General features: G+C 42.5%; 20 protein-coding genes. 15 read left to right on the forward strand and 5 right to left on the reverse strand.

Annotation, left to right across the window (positions count from 1 at the left end; all coding sequences use genetic code 11):
* The first annotated feature begins 16 nt into the window (after positions 1-16).
* The 6 genes from HMPREF9447_RS12245 to HMPREF9447_RS12265 all read left to right on the forward strand — a co-directional run bounded on the left by HMPREF9447_RS12245 (position 17) and on the right by HMPREF9447_RS12265 (position 5,789).
* Positions 17-1,195 carry a TlpA family protein disulfide reductase gene (locus HMPREF9447_RS12245; RefSeq protein ID WP_009130052.1) on the forward strand — a complete coding sequence of 393 codons (1,179 nt, stop codon included), beginning with the start codon at positions 17-19 and terminating at the stop codon, positions 1,193-1,195.
* Complete coding sequence (locus HMPREF9447_RS12250; protein ID WP_009130053.1) at positions 1,192-3,378, forward strand: peptidase domain-containing ABC transporter; 2,187 nt, start codon at positions 1,192-1,194, stop codon at positions 3,376-3,378. The genes HMPREF9447_RS12245 and HMPREF9447_RS12250 overlap by 4 nt, the downstream gene beginning before the upstream one ends.
* 21 nt (positions 3,379-3,399) lie before the next feature.
* Entirely contained in the window at positions 3,400-4,695 is a 1,296-nt protein-coding gene (locus HMPREF9447_RS12255) for an HlyD family secretion protein (protein WP_009130054.1), read from the forward strand.
* A 147-nt stretch (positions 4,696-4,842) separates the two neighbouring features.
* Positions 4,843-5,055, forward strand: coding sequence for a hypothetical protein (locus HMPREF9447_RS12260; protein WP_009130055.1), 213 nt, complete (start codon positions 4,843-4,845; stop codon positions 5,053-5,055).
* Positions 5,056-5,175: 120 nt separating this feature from the next.
* Entirely contained in the window at positions 5,176-5,334 is a 159-nt protein-coding gene (locus tag HMPREF9447_RS28450) for a hypothetical protein (RefSeq protein WP_009130056.1), read from the forward strand.
* Positions 5,335-5,519: 185 nt separating this feature from the next.
* Positions 5,520-5,789: a hypothetical protein gene (locus HMPREF9447_RS12265; RefSeq protein WP_009130057.1), complete on the forward strand. Its 270-nt coding sequence runs from the start codon at positions 5,520-5,522 to the stop codon at positions 5,787-5,789.
* A gap of 185 nt (positions 5,790-5,974) precedes the next feature.
* Here HMPREF9447_RS12265 and HMPREF9447_RS12270 read toward each other — a convergent pair whose 3' ends face one another.
* Positions 5,975-7,177 carry an ATP-binding protein gene (locus tag HMPREF9447_RS12270; RefSeq protein ID WP_044138164.1) on the reverse strand — a complete coding sequence of 401 codons (1,203 nt, stop codon included), beginning with the start codon at positions 7,175-7,177 and terminating at the stop codon, positions 5,975-5,977.
* A gap of 429 nt (positions 7,178-7,606) precedes the next feature.
* Here HMPREF9447_RS12270 and HMPREF9447_RS12275 point away from each other — a divergent pair, with 429 nt between their 5' ends.
* Both HMPREF9447_RS12275 and HMPREF9447_RS12280 read left to right on the forward strand, forming a co-directional pair.
* On the forward strand, positions 7,607-7,975 hold the full coding sequence (locus HMPREF9447_RS12275; protein ID WP_009130059.1) for a hypothetical protein: 369 nt from the start codon (positions 7,607-7,609) through the stop codon (positions 7,973-7,975).
* The gene (locus tag HMPREF9447_RS12280) at positions 7,972-8,373 is read left to right on the forward strand and encodes an anti-sigma factor family protein (protein WP_009130060.1); all 402 of its coding nucleotides are present in this window, start codon (positions 7,972-7,974) and stop codon (positions 8,371-8,373) included. Before HMPREF9447_RS12275 ends, HMPREF9447_RS12280 begins: the two co-directional genes overlap by 4 nt.
* A gap of 68 nt (positions 8,374-8,441) precedes the next feature.
* Here HMPREF9447_RS12280 and HMPREF9447_RS12285 read toward each other — a convergent pair whose 3' ends face one another.
* Together HMPREF9447_RS12285 and HMPREF9447_RS12290 are read right to left on the reverse strand one after the other, a co-directional pair.
* Positions 8,442-8,900 (reverse strand): DUF3836 domain-containing protein, encoded by a 459-nt coding sequence (locus tag HMPREF9447_RS12285; RefSeq protein ID WP_009130061.1) that lies wholly within the window; start codon positions 8,898-8,900, stop codon positions 8,442-8,444.
* Positions 8,901-9,075: 175 nt separating this feature from the next.
* A complete protein-coding gene (locus HMPREF9447_RS12290; RefSeq protein WP_009130062.1) occupies positions 9,076-9,579 on the reverse strand; it encodes a DUF3836 domain-containing protein in 504 nt (167 codons plus the stop codon).
* Between the two features lie 163 nt (positions 9,580-9,742).
* Between HMPREF9447_RS12290 and HMPREF9447_RS29265 the strand changes: the two genes are divergently transcribed.
* Positions 9,743-9,874, forward strand: a complete 132-nt coding sequence (locus tag HMPREF9447_RS29265; protein ID WP_009130063.1) for a hypothetical protein — start codon at positions 9,743-9,745, stop codon at positions 9,872-9,874.
* Positions 9,875-9,955: 81 nt separating this feature from the next.
* On the opposite strand, the gene HMPREF9447_RS12295 is transcribed toward HMPREF9447_RS29265, so the two are convergent.
* Together HMPREF9447_RS12295 and HMPREF9447_RS12300 are read right to left on the reverse strand one after the other, a co-directional pair.
* On the reverse strand, positions 9,956-11,842 hold the full coding sequence (locus HMPREF9447_RS12295; protein ID WP_009130064.1) for a DUF3857 domain-containing protein: 1,887 nt from the start codon (positions 11,840-11,842) through the stop codon (positions 9,956-9,958).
* A 10-nt stretch (positions 11,843-11,852) separates the two neighbouring features.
* A complete protein-coding gene (locus HMPREF9447_RS12300) occupies positions 11,853-13,838 on the reverse strand; it encodes a DUF3857 domain-containing protein (RefSeq protein WP_044138165.1) in 1,986 nt (661 codons plus the stop codon).
* A 195-nt stretch (positions 13,839-14,033) separates the two neighbouring features.
* Between HMPREF9447_RS12300 and HMPREF9447_RS12305 the strand changes: the two genes are divergently transcribed.
* Genes HMPREF9447_RS12305 through queA form a run of 6 tightly spaced genes read left to right on the forward strand, consistent with a single transcriptional unit; the run spans position 14,034 to position 18,777 of the window.
* Positions 14,034-14,936 carry a class I SAM-dependent methyltransferase gene (locus HMPREF9447_RS12305; RefSeq protein WP_044138065.1) on the forward strand — a complete coding sequence of 301 codons (903 nt, stop codon included), beginning with the start codon at positions 14,034-14,036 and terminating at the stop codon, positions 14,934-14,936.
* 26 nt (positions 14,937-14,962) lie between these two features.
* The gene (locus HMPREF9447_RS12310; RefSeq protein ID WP_009130067.1) at positions 14,963-15,844 is read left to right on the forward strand and encodes a cell division protein FtsX; all 882 of its coding nucleotides are present in this window, start codon (positions 14,963-14,965) and stop codon (positions 15,842-15,844) included.
* 43 nt (positions 15,845-15,887) lie between these two features.
* On the forward strand, positions 15,888-16,142 hold the full coding sequence (locus HMPREF9447_RS12315) for a DUF3098 domain-containing protein (RefSeq protein WP_009130068.1): 255 nt from the start codon (positions 15,888-15,890) through the stop codon (positions 16,140-16,142).
* Between the two features lie 49 nt (positions 16,143-16,191).
* Positions 16,192-16,995: an undecaprenyl-diphosphate phosphatase gene (locus HMPREF9447_RS12320; RefSeq protein ID WP_009130069.1), complete on the forward strand. Its 804-nt coding sequence runs from the start codon at positions 16,192-16,194 to the stop codon at positions 16,993-16,995.
* 3 nt (positions 16,996-16,998) lie between these two features.
* Positions 16,999-17,700, forward strand: a complete 702-nt coding sequence (truB, locus tag HMPREF9447_RS12325; protein ID WP_009130070.1) for a tRNA pseudouridine(55) synthase TruB — start codon at positions 16,999-17,001, stop codon at positions 17,698-17,700.
* 18 nt (positions 17,701-17,718) lie between these two features.
* On the forward strand, positions 17,719-18,777 hold the full coding sequence (gene queA / locus HMPREF9447_RS12330) for a tRNA preQ1(34) S-adenosylmethionine ribosyltransferase-isomerase QueA (protein WP_009130071.1): 1,059 nt from the start codon (positions 17,719-17,721) through the stop codon (positions 18,775-18,777).
* The last annotated feature ends 31 nt before the right edge of the window (positions 18,778-18,808 follow it).

Raw genomic sequence — 18,808 nt, forward strand, 5'->3', positions numbered from 1 at the left:
ATAATTTATTAGAGCCATGAAAATATTACTACCACTTTTTTCTTTTATCTGTTTGCCCATGTTCTTCTTTTCTCTAGCAGACCAAAAGGAGGAAAAGAACGTAGAAATCATTCTACACTTAGACAAAGACATGACAGAAGATGCTCAAACAGTCTATCTATGGTCATTTTGTGATGGCGGCAACCAACAAAGATTTTGGGATTCAGCCAGAATTGAAAAAAGGCAGAAAACTGTAACTCTCCAAGGCTATGTTCCTTATGACTATAATTTATACCTCTGTTTTTCCAAAAATGGTCCTATGCAGTTGTATGTTTATGCACAACCTAAAGACACTATTGAATTACACATATCATCAAAAGACAGGAAGATGCTTTGGAAGAAGGCCTTAAGAGGGGAGTATCACAATATAGCTACAGAAAACTCCTTATACGACAGTTACTATTGGATGAAGAGGAGAGAAACGTCTAAAGACAGCGTCCCTTATTACAGTCATCTTTTAATGGACAGTTATGATAAGATTCTTCATGAAAGTCCATATCCTCAAATTGCAAATAGTAGTTTCTCTATGTTGCGAATGTTTTTTAAAGACTCTATAGGTAACGATAGCCTCCAAATTCTAAAGAAATATGTCACGCAAAAATTCTCCGATTACCCCCCTACTGTAGCTGTATCTGTTCCCCATGAATTGAGCGAACGTACACTAAAGACCCAACAACGCCTAAACGAAATTTCTGTACAACGAAAGAGATATGAGCAAAGTAAAGTAAATACTAAAATAGGAGGTAAATTGTCTTTAAAGTTACCAAATGCAAATGGAGAACTGATTTCTTTGAGTGACTTAAAAAGCAAATATATTTTTTTGGATATATGGGCGAGCTGGTGCAAACCATGTAGAGCGCAAACTCCATATCTAAAAGCTGTTTTGGAAAAATATAAAAAAGACCTAAAAGTATATGCAGTTTCTATAGATACGAATCATAGTGCATGGAAAAAAGCAATGGAGCAGGACAAGACGCAGGAATTTATCCATGTAATCGGTTCAGACCAAGAACGAAAAAAGGTAGAGGCTGTAGAAGCATTGGGTATAGAAAGAATTCCTAAAAATTTCTTATTAGACCGTAACTGCAGAATTATTGCGAAGGATTTACTTGATGATGAACTCATGCAAACCTTAGACAGCTTAACAAAACAATGAAATCTTTCCCTCACTACATCCAGTACGATACCATGGATTGCGGTCCCACCTGCCTTCGCATGGTAGCCGCTTTCTATGGCAAACGTTATTCACTGGAAGGGTTAAGGGAAAAATCATTCATCACCCGTGAAGGTGTATCCATGCTAGGCATTAGTGAGGCGGCAGATAAACTTGGTTTTCGTAGCATTTGTGTACAAGTGGGTTATGAAAAACTAAAAGAAGCTCCCTTGCCTTGCATCATATATTGGAATCAGCAGCATTTTGTCGTGGCATATAAGCTCAATGACAAACAGGTTTGGGTTGCCGATCCCGGAGCAGGAAAACTGAAATACACCAAAAAAGAATTTTGCCGTTGCTGGATAAGTTCGCGAAAGAACGGGGAAGATACGGGAGTTGCACTATTGCTGGAGCCTACTCCCGATTTCTATGCTATGAAGGACGAAGATGAACCCATTAATCGTAAAGGCTTCGGATTTCTGTATTCATATCTTCGCCCCTATCGGAATTTGGTGGGGCAACTACTATTGGGGCTGCTATTGGGTAGCATGATGCAACTGATGCTTCCATTTCTCACCCAGTCCATTGTGGACTTTGGAATTAATAACCAGAACCTTAGCTTTATATATCTGATACTGATAGCTCAACTGATGTTGAGCTTCAGTAGCAGTGCCGTGGAGTTTATCCGTGGCTGGATATTGTTGCATCTGGGAACACGTATTAACATTGCCCTTATCTCAGATTTCCTTATTAAACTTATGAAGCTTCCTATGGGATACTTTGATACTAAGATGACAGGTGATATTCTACAACGCATCAATGATCATACGCGTATTCAGAATTTTCTGACGGGGAGCAGTCTGAGTGTAGTGTTTTCTACATTCAATATCGTGGTGTTCGGTATTGTTCTATTACTCTATAATTGGCTGATATTCCTTATCTTCATGGGAGGAAGTGTACTCTATGTTGCTTATGTTTGGCTATTTATGAAGAAACGTGCAGAGCTGGATCACAAACGTTTTGCCCAGCAGAGTGCCAATCAGAGCACAGTGGTGCAACTGGTGAATGGCATGCAGGAAATAAAGTTGAGTGCCTGTGAGCAGCAGAAGCGCTGGGAATGGGAACGAATACAGGCACGTTTGTTCAAGGTGAATATCCGCAGCCTTGCTCTGCGGCAATATCAGGATTCGGGAGCAGTATTGATAAACCAAACGAAGAACATTATAATTACGGGGCTGGTAGCAAGCCTTGTGGTGCGGGGAGAGATGACATTGGGTATGATGCTGTCAGTGCAGTATATCATTGGGCAGTTGAACAGTCCGGTAAATGACCTGATAGCTTTCGCACGTGATATGCAGGATGCACGCCTCAGTATGAATCGTTTGGGGGAGGTACGGGATAAGCCGGATGAAGAAGAACCGACAAGACAATTGATACGGGAAATACCTGTGGGAAAAGACTTGAGAATAGAGAATCTAAGTTTTAAATACGACCCGTTGAGCGAATTTCCTACACTGGATAACATCAATTTGGAGATAAAGGCAGGAAAGCAGACAGCCGTGGTTGGCATGAGTGGGAGTGGAAAGACAACTCTGGTAAAACTGTTGTTGGGATTCTATCCTCCTGCATGCGGGCAGATACTGCTGGGAGATACGCCATTGGAGAACTACAGTATCCGGGAGTGGAGAAAACAGTGTGGCGTTGTGATGCAGGACGGGTTTATCTTTTCCGATACCATTGCGGGGAACATTGCGCCGGGAGTGGAACACATCGATAAAGAATGCCTGCGCCATGCAGCAAAAGTGGCAAACATACATGGATTCATTGAAGAATTACCACTGGGTTACAACACCAAAATAGGACAGGAAGGGCATGGGTTGAGTCAGGGACAAAAACAACGTATCCTCATAGCTCGTGCTGTGTATAAGAATCCGGAATTTATCTTCTTCGACGAGGCAACCAATGCACTGGATGCTAACAATGAGCGCATCATCATGGAGAATTTGCAGAAGTTTTTTGAAGGAAGGACATCGGTAGTGGTAGCTCACAGGTTGAGTACTGTCAGAAATGCAGACCGGATAGTAGTAATAGAACAGGGGCATATAGCAGAGATGGGCACACATGAGGAACTCACAGCAAGGAAAGGCATCTATTACAGGTTAGTGAAAAATCAGTTGGAACTCTGATAAACCGGAAGTCTGAAAGTTATGGAGAAAGAAGAAAAAGATATAGAACTGAGGTGTGAGGAGGTGCAGGAGATACTGACACGTCCGCCGCATGCGCTGGTGAGGTGGGGAATCACAGTATTCTTCGCTGTATTGGCTATGTTCTTTATCGGAGGATGCTTTTTCAAGTATCCGGATGTGGTGAGTGCAGACATCACGGTTACTACGGAGCATCCGCCTGTATGGATCGTGGCGCGGGGAAGTGGGAAAATAAAGGAGGTATATGGCAAGGATCGAGAGCGGATAGAAGCAGGCAAAATCATTGCTGTACTGGAAAATCCGGCAGAGACGAAAGATGTATTGTTATTGGAGAAGGTGTTGCAGGATTTCTGTCTGACGGATAGTTGTATACACAGGACAGTATTTTCCGAACGTTTGGCTCTGGGTAGTATACAGGCTGTTTATGCCACATTTATCAAGAGTTTGACGGATTATCGTAACTTCCTCTCTTTAGACCTTTACGAACAGAAAATAGAGGCTACCCGTAAAGAATTGCAGGAATATCGCAACTATATAGTGCACTTGAAGCGTCAGGCAGAGCTGGATAAAGAGCAGGTGCGAATAGCTGAAACTGTGCATAGTCGGGAGAAGAAGCTTTTTGGCGAAGGGCTAACGGCACAGTCGGATTATGAAGAGGCTAAGCAGGTATTTCTGAACAGGCAGCAGGGACAAGAGCAGATGATGACTTCACTTTCTTCGGCTAAAATACAGGAGGCACAGTTGCAGCAGAATATTCTGGAAACCCAGATGGAGCGGAGCCGGGAGGCTAACAGCCTTATGACAGCCTTAAAAGCAGCTTATAATGAGTTACAGGTGAGCATTGAAGAGTGGAAAATGATGTATCTTTTCATTAGTCCGGCACATGGTATACTTTCTTATAATAACGTGTGGCAGAAGAATCAGAATGTGAACAGCGGAGATAAGGTTTTCTCCATTGTAGCCTCGCGGACGGGAGATATCATTGGTAAGATAAAACTGCCCGTCACAGGTTCGGGCAAGGTAAAACTCGGACAACGGGTGAATATCAGCGTGACGGGATATCCTTATATGGAATTCGGTTTCCTGACCGGAACGGTAGTATCTGTTTCCCTTTTGACGGATAGTGATAGTATGTATACTGTTACCGTAAGTTTACCACAGGATTTATGTACATCTTATGGTAAGGTGTTAGATTTTAATGGGGAGCTTACCGGAATAGCGGAAGTTATGACGGATGAACGGAGTGTGACCGGAAGGTTGCTTGGCCCGTTGCGCTATCTGTGGGAGAAATATTTGTGATCTGAGTCTGATAAATGTAATTGCTATTGTATAAAACACGTTTTTTTACTTTATCAGGTTATTCTATACTGTTTTTATCTTTCTGTTTCTGATTTTTTTCATCGATAAATGTTATCTTTACTGTATCCAATTTAATAAGATTAGGATATGATTATTAGAGTTTTATTAATACCTTTGTTTTTATCTTTAGGCTCATTATTATATGGGCAAGGTAAAATTGTTAATGAGAATATTATGTATTTTAGTGATGAAAATCCTGATATAAGAGAAGTGAAAAATACTATATTCTTTGAGGTTGAATCTCTTTCACCTGTTTTTAAAATGACTTTGGATACGGCTATTTCTTTATTAAGGAAATAGTATTATCAACTGAAGGAAACTGGAGAAAAGAAGATACTACAGCTTCTGAGAGGTGGTATTTTGTAATGGGACGTTTTAAAGTTAGATAATCTCATTTCTAGATATTAAAGGTAATAGATTATGAAAAAGTATACATTTTTAGCTGACTATAAGGGTGGTACATATATTAGCCAATATAGTGCTGACAATTTGAAAGAGGCTCTATTCTTATGGGGTAGTAATCTGGCTTTGGAATATTTTAAGGAAAAAAGAGAAAAGGAAGGTTTTGGAACAAATTGAAGTAGGAGAATTTCCGCCATCTCCAATTGATGGAATTGATAATGTTTGGTTTGACCATTATTCGATTTATGGAAATTCTCTTTTTCTCAATATTGTAGAAACGGTATAATTTCTGCCTAGCCGGATATATTGTTTGGCTGTCTTGGATGTGGAAATCATAGTAGAAATGCTAAAGGAGGAAATAGATGATGAACAAGTTTACATTTATAGCTCAGTATAAAGGTGGTACGTATATCAGTCAGTATGATGCTGATAATTTGACCGATGCAGTTTTCTCATGGGCTAATAACTTAGATTTGCAATATTTCAAAGCAAAAGAGATAAAAGAGATTCAGGAGAAATTTAGAGATGAAGATTTTTTCCCAATCCCGGTTAATGATGTTGTACATGTCTGGTGTGGAGCAATATCTGCTTGTGGAAACTTCCTTATAGTAAATATTGTAAAAACTGCATAGTTATATTCATTTTCGCATGTTTTTCCAGAAAGTAGTATTTATTATTATTGGGGGAGGAAAAAGTATTAACAGCTATCTCCTATATAGGTGGCTTTGAAGCTTTATCAAGGTATCAAAACCGTATTTTCAGAAGCATAATTATGTTGTTTATGGAAAAGCTGATAGAATATAAAGATTGTATATGATTAATACAGAAAGCCGAACAGCCAAAGAGGAATCCGCTTGCCTGTTCCATATTCCACATTGTCTATTGCCAGATAGCTATTGGGAATATCCTTTATCTGTTCAAAGCTTTTTGTTTTTCCCCCTACCTCAAATGTATAAGTGTCATCTATCCGGAAATCTCCTTGTCCGGAGAAGGTTATTGTATGGTTCGCTTTCAGCTGATTGGCAAAAAAGGTTTCACGGATATTGCCTATGTCTGAGGTTGGAGCGAGTGCATACATCAGGTTGGTATTTTCCAGATATACCTTTTCCGGTTTGGTAAGCTGCTGCATATTATTTTTTTCGGAATAAAGCATAATGAGTAGGGCAGCGCGCTCCAATAGCTGGAACATGCGGGAGACTGCCTGCCTTGTTGTTTCTATACTTTCGCCTACTTTGGTCATGTTGGGGCTGAAAGGAACCATTTGTGAAACAATCATCAATAGGCGTTTCATCTTTTTGATAGAAACATACTCTACCTTTTCTACCGCAGGCAGGTCATTTTCAAGAATGGTAGTAATGACTTGTTGCAGGCGGAGAGAATAGGAAGCCGGAGCTTCTTTATAGAAAGGGTAATAGCCATGTCGCAAATATTCCTCAAATAGTGGGATGATGGTAGTTTGCGAAACAATATCGGTAGTAATGGATATGTGTTCTTTTAATATACGATCCAGTGTTAAAGCTGCAAATTCTCCTTTTTCCTCAAACCTTAGGTATTCTCTGAATGATAGTCCTTGGAGTGTATAAAAAACACATCTGCGAGACAGGTCAGCTAGGGAAAAGTCTATTTGTAATAAAGAAGAGCCAGTAAATACAATATGAAGTTCAGGGTATCGGTCGTATATATTCTTTAATTCTTGTATCCAGTTGTTGTATGGGTAACGGTGTACTTCATCAACAAACAGGTGAGTTCCGCCGTGGAGAAAGTGGTACTCTGCTAAATCTATCAGCCGGTGTTCGGTAAACCAAAGATCATCCAAGGATACATATATGGCTTGTTCGCTTTTTGGAAATAATTGCTTCATGCGTTGTAGCATCATAGTTGTTTTTCCTACACCACGCGCTCCTTTTATGCAAACCATGCGTGATGACCAGTCAATGGTATCATATAAATAACGGATATGAGCCATGCTGACGGAGTTTACTAAGCGGGTAGAGTTAATATAAGCATCTGTTATTTCCATATTTATATAATTTTTGTTGTGTAGCAAAGATACGCAATGTTTTTTATAAAACACGCTTTTTATAGAAAAACGTTATTTACAAAGCACGCTTTTCTATAAAAAGCGTGCTTTGTAAATAACGCTCTGAGGCATGAACTGAATATTTTTCCTTTTCTTATATTAAAAATAATACATTAATTTTGTTACATTGAAAGCTAGCTCTGTAAGGAGAAGACTTTTCAATGACATGATTATACAAATGTGATAATTATTATTTCTTGATAATGAAAATCTGGTAAATTTTCTTTTGAATACAGGAATAATAAGTATAGTGCATGTTTACACCCTTGTTAAAGCATAGGGCGTGGACTGTTTTTTACTTATTTGTATTCGGGTTTACCAGAACCTCACTATTGGATAAGTAAAAGCAGCGTCACGCCTTTTTCCGCTGTGTCGGGTTCGGAAAAGATAGATGGTCGGTTTGCCTATTTACTTGAAGTGAATGAGAAAAATGAATATGATGTCTGTTGTGCTTTGGCGGATATCTTAAGTTATGGGCGTGGCAGGGTCTATGATGAATTGGTGGGGGATATGCAAGATGTGGCACAGGCTATGTCAATGCTTTATGTGGAGAATAAGAGGTATGAAGAAATTGCCTGGACATTGTATGGAGTATCTAGTGGACGAAAATTGGATAGCCTGCGCAAGTCGGTTAGCCGTGGCAAGGAGTATCTGAAAAAAAGGATGACCTGTCTGATTATTGAATATAAACGTAGAGGTTATGTGCCCTTTGTAGTGGGAGAGGAGGCAGTAAAATGAAAAAGCAATGTGAATATAAGCATTCCGATATCTGGCTATATATACAAAACCGGATGAGTCAGGAAGAAGAAACGGAGTTTCAACAGCATTTGCTGAATTGTGAAGAATGCAGGGAAGAATTGAGTCGGTTGCGTCTGATGGTTCATTCTATTGGAAAAAAAGAACGGTGGAATACTTCATTTCGTATTTGGATGGTGGCGGCCTCAGTGGCCTGTGTGCTGATGGGAGGAGGAGCTTGTTATTATTTCTTCATTCAGAAGGAAGAGGCTTTTTCACCGGGTAATTCTCATGGATTGAAAATAAATCCTCCGATTTTGCATAATAACAGGGATAGCATTGCCCCTCAGGATACAATTCAGGCAGATACCATATCGGTAAAAGTGATGCATTATGATTGAATTCCGGGTAATATACAAAAGCACGAACTTCTCAGCCCGTGCTTTACCTAACTTTAATTTCTATATTCCTATTTTGCGATTGCCAGTAGATTAGTCGTGGAATCCATCTGTTTGTATGTTTTGTAAACTGTCGGCATGTTTTCATCGTTCAGTTCGTAGACGTTTTTCTGAACGGCTTCATCATAAGCTTTGTGAGACTTGTTCCAGCGGGCATAATTCGTGGTTATTTCATTGTCACTGTACTGGAAGGTTATCTTAAAGTAAGGAACCCATGCACCTTTTGCACCATCCCATTTGGATGCTTCTTTGCTAACCAGACGGTTCTGGTCATCGTATGCAAAAGTGTATTGCATGTATTGGTGGAGATAAGAGCCTTCTTGCTTGAAGATTGTTTTTGATGCGACCAATTCGCCGTTCATCACCTTATTCGTAATGAAACCTTCCTGAGCTTTCACTTCGGCGTTTAGAACACCTGTTATCATTAGAGTTACCAATGCGACTGCTTTAAATAAACTTGTAGTTTTCATAATCTTTATCTTTAAATGGTTATTATTCTTTGTTTTCTATTAGACGTTAGCATCTATTAGAAAAGTTGCATTCCGGTAAAACTTTTTTTAGCCGCTAAATAAGATTCCACATAAAAAAAGCACGAGCCTCCCGGCCCGTGCTTTACCTAATCGTTAACTTTAATTTCTGTATTTTTTATCTTGCAATTGCCAATAGATTAGTCGTGAAGTCCATTTGTTTGTGGTCAACCAGAGTCCAATCTGATTTATTTCTATTATCTTGCTTGTAGGCTTTGTAGGCCGTCGGCATATTTTCATCATTCAATTCGTATACACTTTTCTGAACAGCCTCGTCGTAAGCTTTGTGAGACTCGTTCCAGCGGGCGTAATTCATGGTTATCTCATTATCACTGTACTGGTAGGTCATCTTGAAATAAGGTACCCATGCATCTTTCACACCATCCCATTTGGAAGCTTGTTTGCTCACCAGGCGGTTCTGGTCGTCGTAGGTGAAAGTATATTGCATATGGTTACGGAGGTAAGAGCCGTCCTGCTTGAAGATAGTTTTTGAAGCGACTAATTCGCCGTTCATCACCTGATTAGTTATGAAACCGTCCTGAGCTTTCACTTCGGAGTTAAGAACACTAGCTATCATTATAGCTACCAATGCGACTGCTTTAAATAAACTTGTAGTTTTCATAATCTTTATTTTTTAATTGTTACTATTTCTATTGGGCTTTCGCTCTATCTGTTAGACGGAACTACTTGTTGAAAAGTGGCAGATAATCTTTATTTTTTTTGCTGACCGCTTTCGCTTAATAATAGTCAATTCCTGTGCCAAAGTGATAAATCGTTGAATATCAATGATTATTGTAGAATTGTGGCTGTTCATTATCGGACAGTTGTCCGCTTATTATCGAACACTGACTGCTTTTGGGGAGAGATTATTTAATATTCTGGACGGGAATGTAAAGGTGCTATGTATATATGTATAGATGTAAAAGGGTTACGTATACGTGGGCAAATGACTATTTGCTCCTACATGCATTGCGGCGACGCTTGTAGGGGGCGAATAATCATTCAGTTCTTTTTAGTATGATTTTTGCCCCATATTGTGTGGCAACATTCTTGCGGAAGTTCAGGAAATCAGGATATTCTTCCTTAGGGTAATTGCCTTGATAAACCTGTAAACGGTGCACGATAAAAACATTTCTTCCTTCTCCCAAAGTAATGGAGGAGTGGAATTTGCCGAACTTGCTTTCCAGATCGGCAGTCTTGGGCAATGATTCTATTTCATACTCTTCCGGCAAGCGGATACTGATGCTATCTATGTCAAGATAACCATAATTGATTTGGATGACTTGGGTGCGTTCCCCTTGCCCGTTTGGGCTATAAAAGTCTTTGTGGAAGATATTAGCCGGGATAAACAGACGCTTTCCGGTTTTGTTTCCATACTGTCCGCTTTCGATGGTATAGAAAATACCCAATTGCGGTTCTTTCTGTTTGCTTTCGTTGAAACGGACAGCATCGACTTTGGCTTGTATCAGGTTAATGTCTGAGCGTAGCCAGTCCTTCTGCCGGGCAGGTTCCTGATCGATAATGGATGCCATATCCTCATATTGAAACAGACGTGAGGTTTGTTTCACTTCAACCCCTGCACTTCCATCCGGTTGCAAGGAAACACGGGCGTTGTTGACTTGCGTATTTAGAGAATCTGCGTATGTGGGCAGTTGGCAAAGAGTCCCGCCATTGGGGCCGACAAGTAACGCATCATGGCCAGCTATGGAGTGATGTACATAACCTAAAGGTAAGGTCGGATTAGTGCATTCCAGCCAGAGTGTATCGTTGGGTAACGGTACTTGCAGGATGACATGGTTGTTTTGATTGGCACTGGCAAAATCGGCTAACAGGCGTTTGTTGGTAGTGCTGATTACTGTATAAACTGACGGGATACCCAGTTCTGTAAGCATGGCACGCATGTAATTGGATAATCCTTTGCAATCACCGAAGCCGGTGCGGTGCACATCGGCGGCGGCAATGGGTTGGAGACCTCCAATGCCCAGTTGTATGCTGACGTAGCGCGTGGAGGAAGCAAGGTATTGATATACTGCAGCTATCTTTTCATGTGCGGTATTGCAGTTTGCCGTTCGTTTTTGTAGCTCCTCTTTCAGTGTCGGGGGGAGTTGGTCTCTGCCGTTTAATAACTGGTATTGCCATGCTCCGTATGCCTGCCAACTGTCCATGTTTCCCTTGGTTCCTTCGAAAGAGAAGTTCCGGGGAGTGAAATAGATGCGTGGCAGCAGTTCGGACAGGGAAGGACTATAGGGCTCCTTCTTGATGGCGGGCAGTGATTGAACTTTGACTTCGGTCAACCAGTTTCCGTTAGCCATTTGCTGTTGGTTGACTTCCGCCTGCATATGGATGGTCCGGTAGCGACAAGGATTATCGGCCGGGGTGATGATGCGGTAACTTGCCTGGGCAACAGCTTGGTTATAGTTCTTTTGCGGAAAGAAACCGGGATAGCCGATGAGCCCGTCGCTATTCTTTATCTCCCATTCGTAGGTGATGGTTACGGGATAACGTGATGGGGTATATTCAAAGAAATAGTAATAGTCGTCACTGACGAGTCCATCGGAGTATTCAGTGACTTTCAGTTCGCTCTTTTTTATTTTTCGGATGACGTTTCCGGAGGCATCCCGGACTTCTCCGGAGAATTTCTTCAAAGAAGAAAAACGGTCGCACATGCAGATAAAGGAGGCGTCTTCTTTCCCTTTTTCATTGAGTATCTGTATCACGCGTTTTTCTTTCTGAACGGCATCGGTAGGAGAACTGCATACAATATCCGTTACGGCATCCTGCACGATGGAGTAGGCATTGGCACGCAAATCTGTTTGGGCATGCAGACCGCCGGAGTAGAAGACAACCTGCAATAAAAAACCGATAAATAACCTATTCATTTTCATATTTTCCGGATTATAGTTTCTTTAAGACCATCATTTCATTATTCTTTTTGGCCATCATTTCCCACAGTTGTTGCAGTTCGGAATAATCCGTATGCAGGAACAATAGTTTTTGCAGTCGGAAAAGATACCTGAGGCTAATCTGATTACCCTGTTGAGTGATAGTGTACCGGCAGAACACTTTCTCATCGCCTGTTTGTATTCTCTGGCTTTCCGGTTTCTCGTCTACTGCATACCCTTCCGGGATGGTCAGATTGACGGTTAGTGACAACTGGTCGGCATAAGGAAATTCCACGGGAAGTTTTCGTTCCGACTGTTTGAAGGGAGATTCGGAGACATGCAGGAATATAAGCGGATTGATGTAAATGAACTGGTCGTTGACAGTGGACTGTTTTTCGAATTCCATAAATTCACGTACTTGCGGCGAGAAAAGGCTTCTTCCGTCCATTCGAAGAGCTTTCACCTGTACATTTTCTTCGGAAGCCAGTTTGCTGACAAAGTCCGTGCTATCCTTGGCTGTACGGAACTTGTTTCGCAGTCGGGAGGCATATTGACCTGCATAAAGAGTCTCACGTGTGCCGGCGATAACGCCTTCCGGAGAGATGTCGGCTTTTACGACTGATCTGAGTTGGTTTGTTCCGATAGCTGTCAGGTTCACCCATTGGCTTCGGTTATCCGGAGCGATGATACGTGCCCGGTCAGTCATTAGTACGGGGGGCAGTACACTGAGGTATCCGTCTTCTATTGAGCCGTCCAGATAAACCAGGGTGGTGTCTGTGTGGGCAATAGCGACAACAAAAGTATTCAGTTTTTGGAGACTGGGGTGGGAATAGGGGATTATGCCCATATTCCGGCGGCTCATTACTGCCGGATAAGCAGGTATCCCGGCATCTTTCAGCATGCTGATAAGGATAAAGTTGATATCAGCATTGCTTCCTGTGCCCTCTTTCAGTATTTGCTTGGGAGCTTTGCCATATAAAGAGTATTTCTCGTTCCATCTCACTTTATTTTTGAGTAAGGTGTAGATGGCGCATATTTTTTCATCCGTTTCTTTCATCTGTTCAAGATGCAATGCTGCCATCTCTTCTTTGAGTGGATTGTTCATTTTCAACCGGCTCCCGAAGTCTGTATCTTTGAGCAATGATTCGTCTATTTGTTCCCAGCTTTTTGTGAACGATTGGTAGAGGGTGCCGGGAAAATCAATTCCCAGTAACTCTAAGTTCACTTGTGTGCAGTAGTCATCAAGGCACCACACGTAACTGTCATCTTTCAAAGCGGGAAGTTGAACGCCCTGGAAATTCAGGTGTGTCCCGGAGCATTGAAGTAGCTGTCCGCCGATAGATAAACTGAAGGAAGTGGCTTCGTTTGTCGACTTGAGCGTTTCTGCGCCATGCATCTCAGTGTTAAACTTGAAGTATTCGGGAATGGTGACGTCATACTCAGTATACAGGGTGGGAATGTCACTTTGTGCTTTCCAACTGTCAATGCTAAAGAAGAAGTCTGACTCCAGCCGGTATTCGTATTCTATCAGAGTACCCACTTTCACTTGTGGAATGGAAAATTTCAGTTGCATCTGGTTTTCGTTGACGCTTTCTTTGAACACCATGTCTTTCTTCATCTTGGTGCGTACCATTTTTCCGTTTTCCATATTGTAAGCACTGGCATTCAGACCGATGATGTTCTCTTTCATGGTGTTGTTTTGCAGTTCGTAGTAGGGGATAGTGACGTTGGCATAAGAAGTGCCTTCCGGTTTGAGTATTTTGATTTTTACTTTATACTCATAGAATAGTCTGAAACTTTCTATTCCCCATTTGTAGCTGACGTTGGTCAGCTTACACAGAACAACTGCCGTGGCATTGGAGTCAGGCGCATAAGTAGTCATGGTTAGCTCTTCCATGGTAGGTTTTCCGAATTTTAAATTCGGTAGAATAGTTTGTCCGTCAGCAAATAATTGGAGGCAGCAAAAACTAAATAGCAGAGAAAGTAAAGCGTTTTTCATATAAATAGAATTGAAGTGTTGTTGTTCCGACAAATATATGTTTTTTTTATTTAAAACAAGCCTTTGTCTTCCTCTTTTATTAAAACTCCTTAAAGAAAGCCCTATAGGTCACTTTTTATTTGTTATTTTGCACCAAATTCGGGTATAGTGCGGTCCGACCGGTTCGGGCTGCGCTTCATTATTGCAGAACGTTCAATGAATAAACTCACCATAAAAGTCTGTCCGGTATGCGGTAGTGCGCATATAGAGCGTGCTATGACTTGCATAGACCATTATGCTTCCAGCGAAGCATTTTATCTGTGCCGTTGTCAGGATTGCGGTTTTCTCTTTACGCAGGATTTTCCTGTGGAGGCCGAGATAGGCAGATATTATGAAACTCCCGATTACATTTCCCATTCCGATACGAAGAAAGGCCTCATGAATAAAGTTTACCACTGGGTGCGCAGTTATATGCTGGGTCGTAAAGCACGTCTGGTGGCTCGTGAAGCACATCGCAAGACGGGGCGTCTGCTGGACATCGGTACGGGAACAGGGTACTTTGCCGATGCCATGAAGCGGCGGGGCTGGCAGGTGGAGGCCGTGGAGAAGAATGAGCAGGCACGTGTATTTGCTAAGGAACACTTCAACCTCGATGTGAAGCCTCATACTGCATTGCAGGATTTTGCCCCCGGAAGCTTTGACGTTATCACGTTGTGGCATGTTATGGAGCATCTGGAACACCTGAATGAGACATGGGACATACTAAATAACCTGCTGACGGAAAAGGGTGTGCTGATTATTGCCGTGCCCAATTGTTCCTCGTATGATGCAAAGAAATACGGTGCTCACTGGGCTGCTTATGATGTTCCCCGGCATTTGTGGCATTTTACGCCCGGCAGCATCCAGAGATTGGGAGCTAAGCATGAACTTATATTGGCTGCGCGCCATCCTATGCCGTTCGATGCATTCTATGTGTCGATGCTGAGCGAGAAATATATGGGCCATTCCCTGACTTTCTTCCGGGGTATGCTTAGTGGTACGCTGGCATGGTTCAGCGCATTGGGAAGCAAGGAGCGGAGTAGTTCGATGATTTATGTGTTCAGGAAAAAACAAAAATAAGTGATAGAGTGGTAAAGTGATAAGGCATGAAGACGAAAAGCAAAAATAATTCTGTATCCTATTTTGATATGCAGTTCATCACGTCCAGCATCAGTACGACGTTGGTGTTGCTGTTGTTGGGATTAGTGGTGTTTTTCGTGTTGACTGCTCACAATCTTTCCGTATATGTGAAAGAGAATATCAATTTTTCTATTGTCATCAGTGATGATATGAAAGAGGCTGATATTCTGAAATTGCAGAAGAGGTTGGACAAGGAAGTCTTTGTGCGTTCCACAGAGTATATTTCCAAGAAACAGGCACTCCATGAACAAATTGAGGCGATGGGAACAGACCCGCAGGATTTCCTGGGATACAACCCTCTCCATGCTTCCATCGAGGTGAAGTTGCATTCAGACTATGCGAATACGGACAGTATAGCCAAAATAGAAAAAGAAATAAAGAAGAATACCAATGTGCAGGAAGTGCGCTATCAGGAAGACCTGATAAATATGGTTAATGAGAATATCCGTAACATCAGTCTGATGTTATTGGGACTGGCTGTATTGCTGGCTTTCATATCCTTTGCATTGATAAACAATACCATCCGGCTGACCATTTACTCCAAACGCTTTCTCATTCATACGATGAAGCTGGTGGGAGCAAGTTGGAGTTTCATCCGGCGCCCGTTCCTGTGGCGTAATTTCTGGATTGGTGTGTTGGCGGCTGTCATTGCTGATGGCATTTTGTGGGCTGCTGCATATTGGTTGGTGGTGTACGAGCCTGAGTTGATTAGTGTAATTACGCCCGACGTCATGTTGATGGTTTCTGCTTCGGTACTTGTGTTCGGGGTGTGTATCACATGGTTCTGCGCATACCTCTCCATCAATAAGTTCCTGCGGATGAAGGCGAGCACGCTGTACTATATATGATAAGTAGTTAGGAGAATAGTAATGTTATTTATAATATAAAGAGATGAGTAAACAGAAATTTGCTTTCGATAAGATCAACTTTATCCTGCTTGCCGTTGCAATGGCGGTGGTGATTATCGGTTTTATCCTGATGACAGGTCCGGTGTCCACACCGACACACTTTGAACCGGATATTTTTAGTGCGAGACGTATCAAGGTAGCTCCGTTGGTTTGCCTTGTGGGCTTCTTGCTCATGATATACGCTGTATTGCGCAAACCGCGTGGCGAGCAAATGAATAATGAAGGAATGAAAGAATGACAACCTGCATAGTTCATAATTTATATTTTATAATTCATAATTAGATTACATGGAATGGTTTGAGGCGCTCATCCTGGGATTAATCCAGGGGTTGACGGAATATCTGCCGGTAAGCAGTAGCGGACATTTGGCTATCGGTTCGGCATTGTTTGGCATTGAGGGAGAAGAGAATCTGGCATTCACGGTAGTGGTGCATGTAGCTACGGTATTCAGTACGATGGTAGTTCTGTGGAAGGAAATCGAATGGATATTCAAGGGACTGTTCAAATGGCAGATGAATGACGAAACGCGCTATGTAATCAATATTCTGATTTCCATGCTACCCATCGGCATCGTAGGTGTGTTCTTTAAAGATGAAGTGGAAGCTGTCTTTGGTTCGGGCTTGCTGATTGTGGGCTGCATGTTGCTGGTGACGGCTGCTTTGCTGTCGTTCTCCTATTATTATAAGCCGAAGCAGAAAGAGAATATATCTATGAAAGATGCATTCATTATCGGTCTGGCCCAAGCTTGTGCAGTGCTTCCGGGGCTTTCACGCTCGGGCACCACGATTGCTACAGGTTTGTTGTTGGGAGATAATAAAGCGAAACTGGCTCAGTTCTCTTTCCTGATGGTGATGCCACCGATATTGGGTGAAGGATTGCTGGATGGTATGAAGTTGATGAAAGGTGAAGATATTGCAGGTAGCATTTCAACGCTGTCATTGCTGATAGGTTTCATTGCCGCTTTTGTATCGGGTTGCCTGGCTTGTAAATGGATGATTAATATTGTGAAGAAGGGTAAGCTGGTATATTTCGCTATCTATTGTGCGATTGCCGGTATTGTAACCATCGTTTTGTCACAAATGCAAGGATAACGAATGAAATTTAAAGAAGGAGAAGTACTTTATTTCAATAAACCGTTGGAGTGGACCTCGTTCAAGGTCGTGGGACATGCACGTTACCACATCTGCCGGCGGATAGGAGTGAAGAAATTGAAAGTAGGTCATGCCGGCACGCTCGATCCTCTGGCCACAGGGGTGATGATTGTTTGCACCGGCAAGGCTACGAAACGGATTGAAGAGTTCCAATACCATACGAAGGAGTATGTTGCCACCATTCAGTTGGGCGCCACCACTCCCTCCTACGACCTGGAACACGAGATAGATGCCACTTATCCCACGGAGCACATCACCCGGGAGTTGGTGGAAGAGACATTGAAAACATTCATCGGTGAGATACAACAGGTGCCCCCCGCTTTTTCTGCCTGTATGGTGAATGGCAAGCGCGCCTACGACCTGGCACGCAAGGGTGAAGAAGTAGAGTTGAAACCGAAGTTACTGGTGATTGACGAGATAGAGTTGCTGGAATGCAACCTGCCGGAAATCAAGGTTCGCGTGGTATGCAGCAAAGGTACGTATATCCGTGCCCTGGCTCGCGACATCGGTGAGGCGCTACAGAGCGGTGCCCATCTGACAGCCTTGGAACGTACCCGCGTGGGTGATGTCCGGCTGGCAGATTGCCTTGACCCGATGGATTTCAAAGAGTGGATAGACGCTCAGGAGATAGAAACAGAAGAATAACTTAAAGAAAGAATAGATATGAAACTATCGCAATTTAAATTTAAGCTTCCGGAAGAGAAGATTGCCTTGCACCCTACAAAGTACAGAGATGAGTCGCGCCTAATGGTGTTGCACAGAAAGACAGGCGAGATTGAACACAAGGAATTCAAGGATGTCCTGAACTACTTTGATGACAAGGATGTGTTCATCTTCAACGACACGAAGGTATTCCCTGCCCGTCTGTATGGCAACAAGGAGAAGACCGGTGCCCGTATTGAAGTATTCCTTTTGCGCGAGTTGAACGAAGAACTGCGTCTGTGGGATGTATTGGTGGACCCTGCACGTAAAATCCGTATCGGCAACAAACTGTATTTCGGTGACGACGACTCTATGGTAGCTGAGGTTATCGACAATACGACGTCTCGTGGTCGTACGCTTCGTTTCCTCTATGACGGTCCGCACGATGAGTTCAAGAAGGCTTTGTATGCACTGGGTGAAACCCCACTGCCTCATAGCATCATCAATCGCCCTGTAGAGCCGGATGATTCAGAACGTTTCCAGTCTATCTTTGCCCGCAACGAAGGTGCGGTGACGGCTCCTACTGCCAGTCTGCACTTCAGCCGCGAGTTACTGAAACGTCTTGAAATCAAGGGTATCGACTTTGCTTATATCACGTTGCATGCCGGTTTGGGTAATTTCCGCGATATTGATGTGGAAGACCTCACGAAGCACAAGACGGACTCTGAACAGATGATTGTAAACGAAGAGGCTGTCAGCATAGTGAATCGTGCCAAAGATATGAATAGACAGGTTTGTGCCGTGGGTACCACTGTGATGCGTGCCATCGAGAGCACCGTGAGCACAGATGGACATCTGAAATCATACGAAGGCTGGACAAATAAGTTCATCTTCCCTCCCTACGACTTTACGGTAGCGAACTCGATGATTTCCAACTTCCACATGCCGCTTTCCACATTACTGATGATTGTTGCCGCTTTCGGTGGTTACGACCAAGTGATGGAGGCGTACAACGTGGCTTTGAAGGAAGGTTACCGTTTCGGTACTTATGGTGATGCGATGTTGATTACGGACAAGTAAAGAGAGTGATTAGTGGTAAGTGATTAGTGAT

The sequence above is a fragment of the Bacteroides oleiciplenus YIT 12058 genome (assembly GCF_000315485.1).
Classification (GTDB): Bacteria; Bacteroidota; Bacteroidia; order Bacteroidales; family Bacteroidaceae; genus Bacteroides; species Bacteroides oleiciplenus.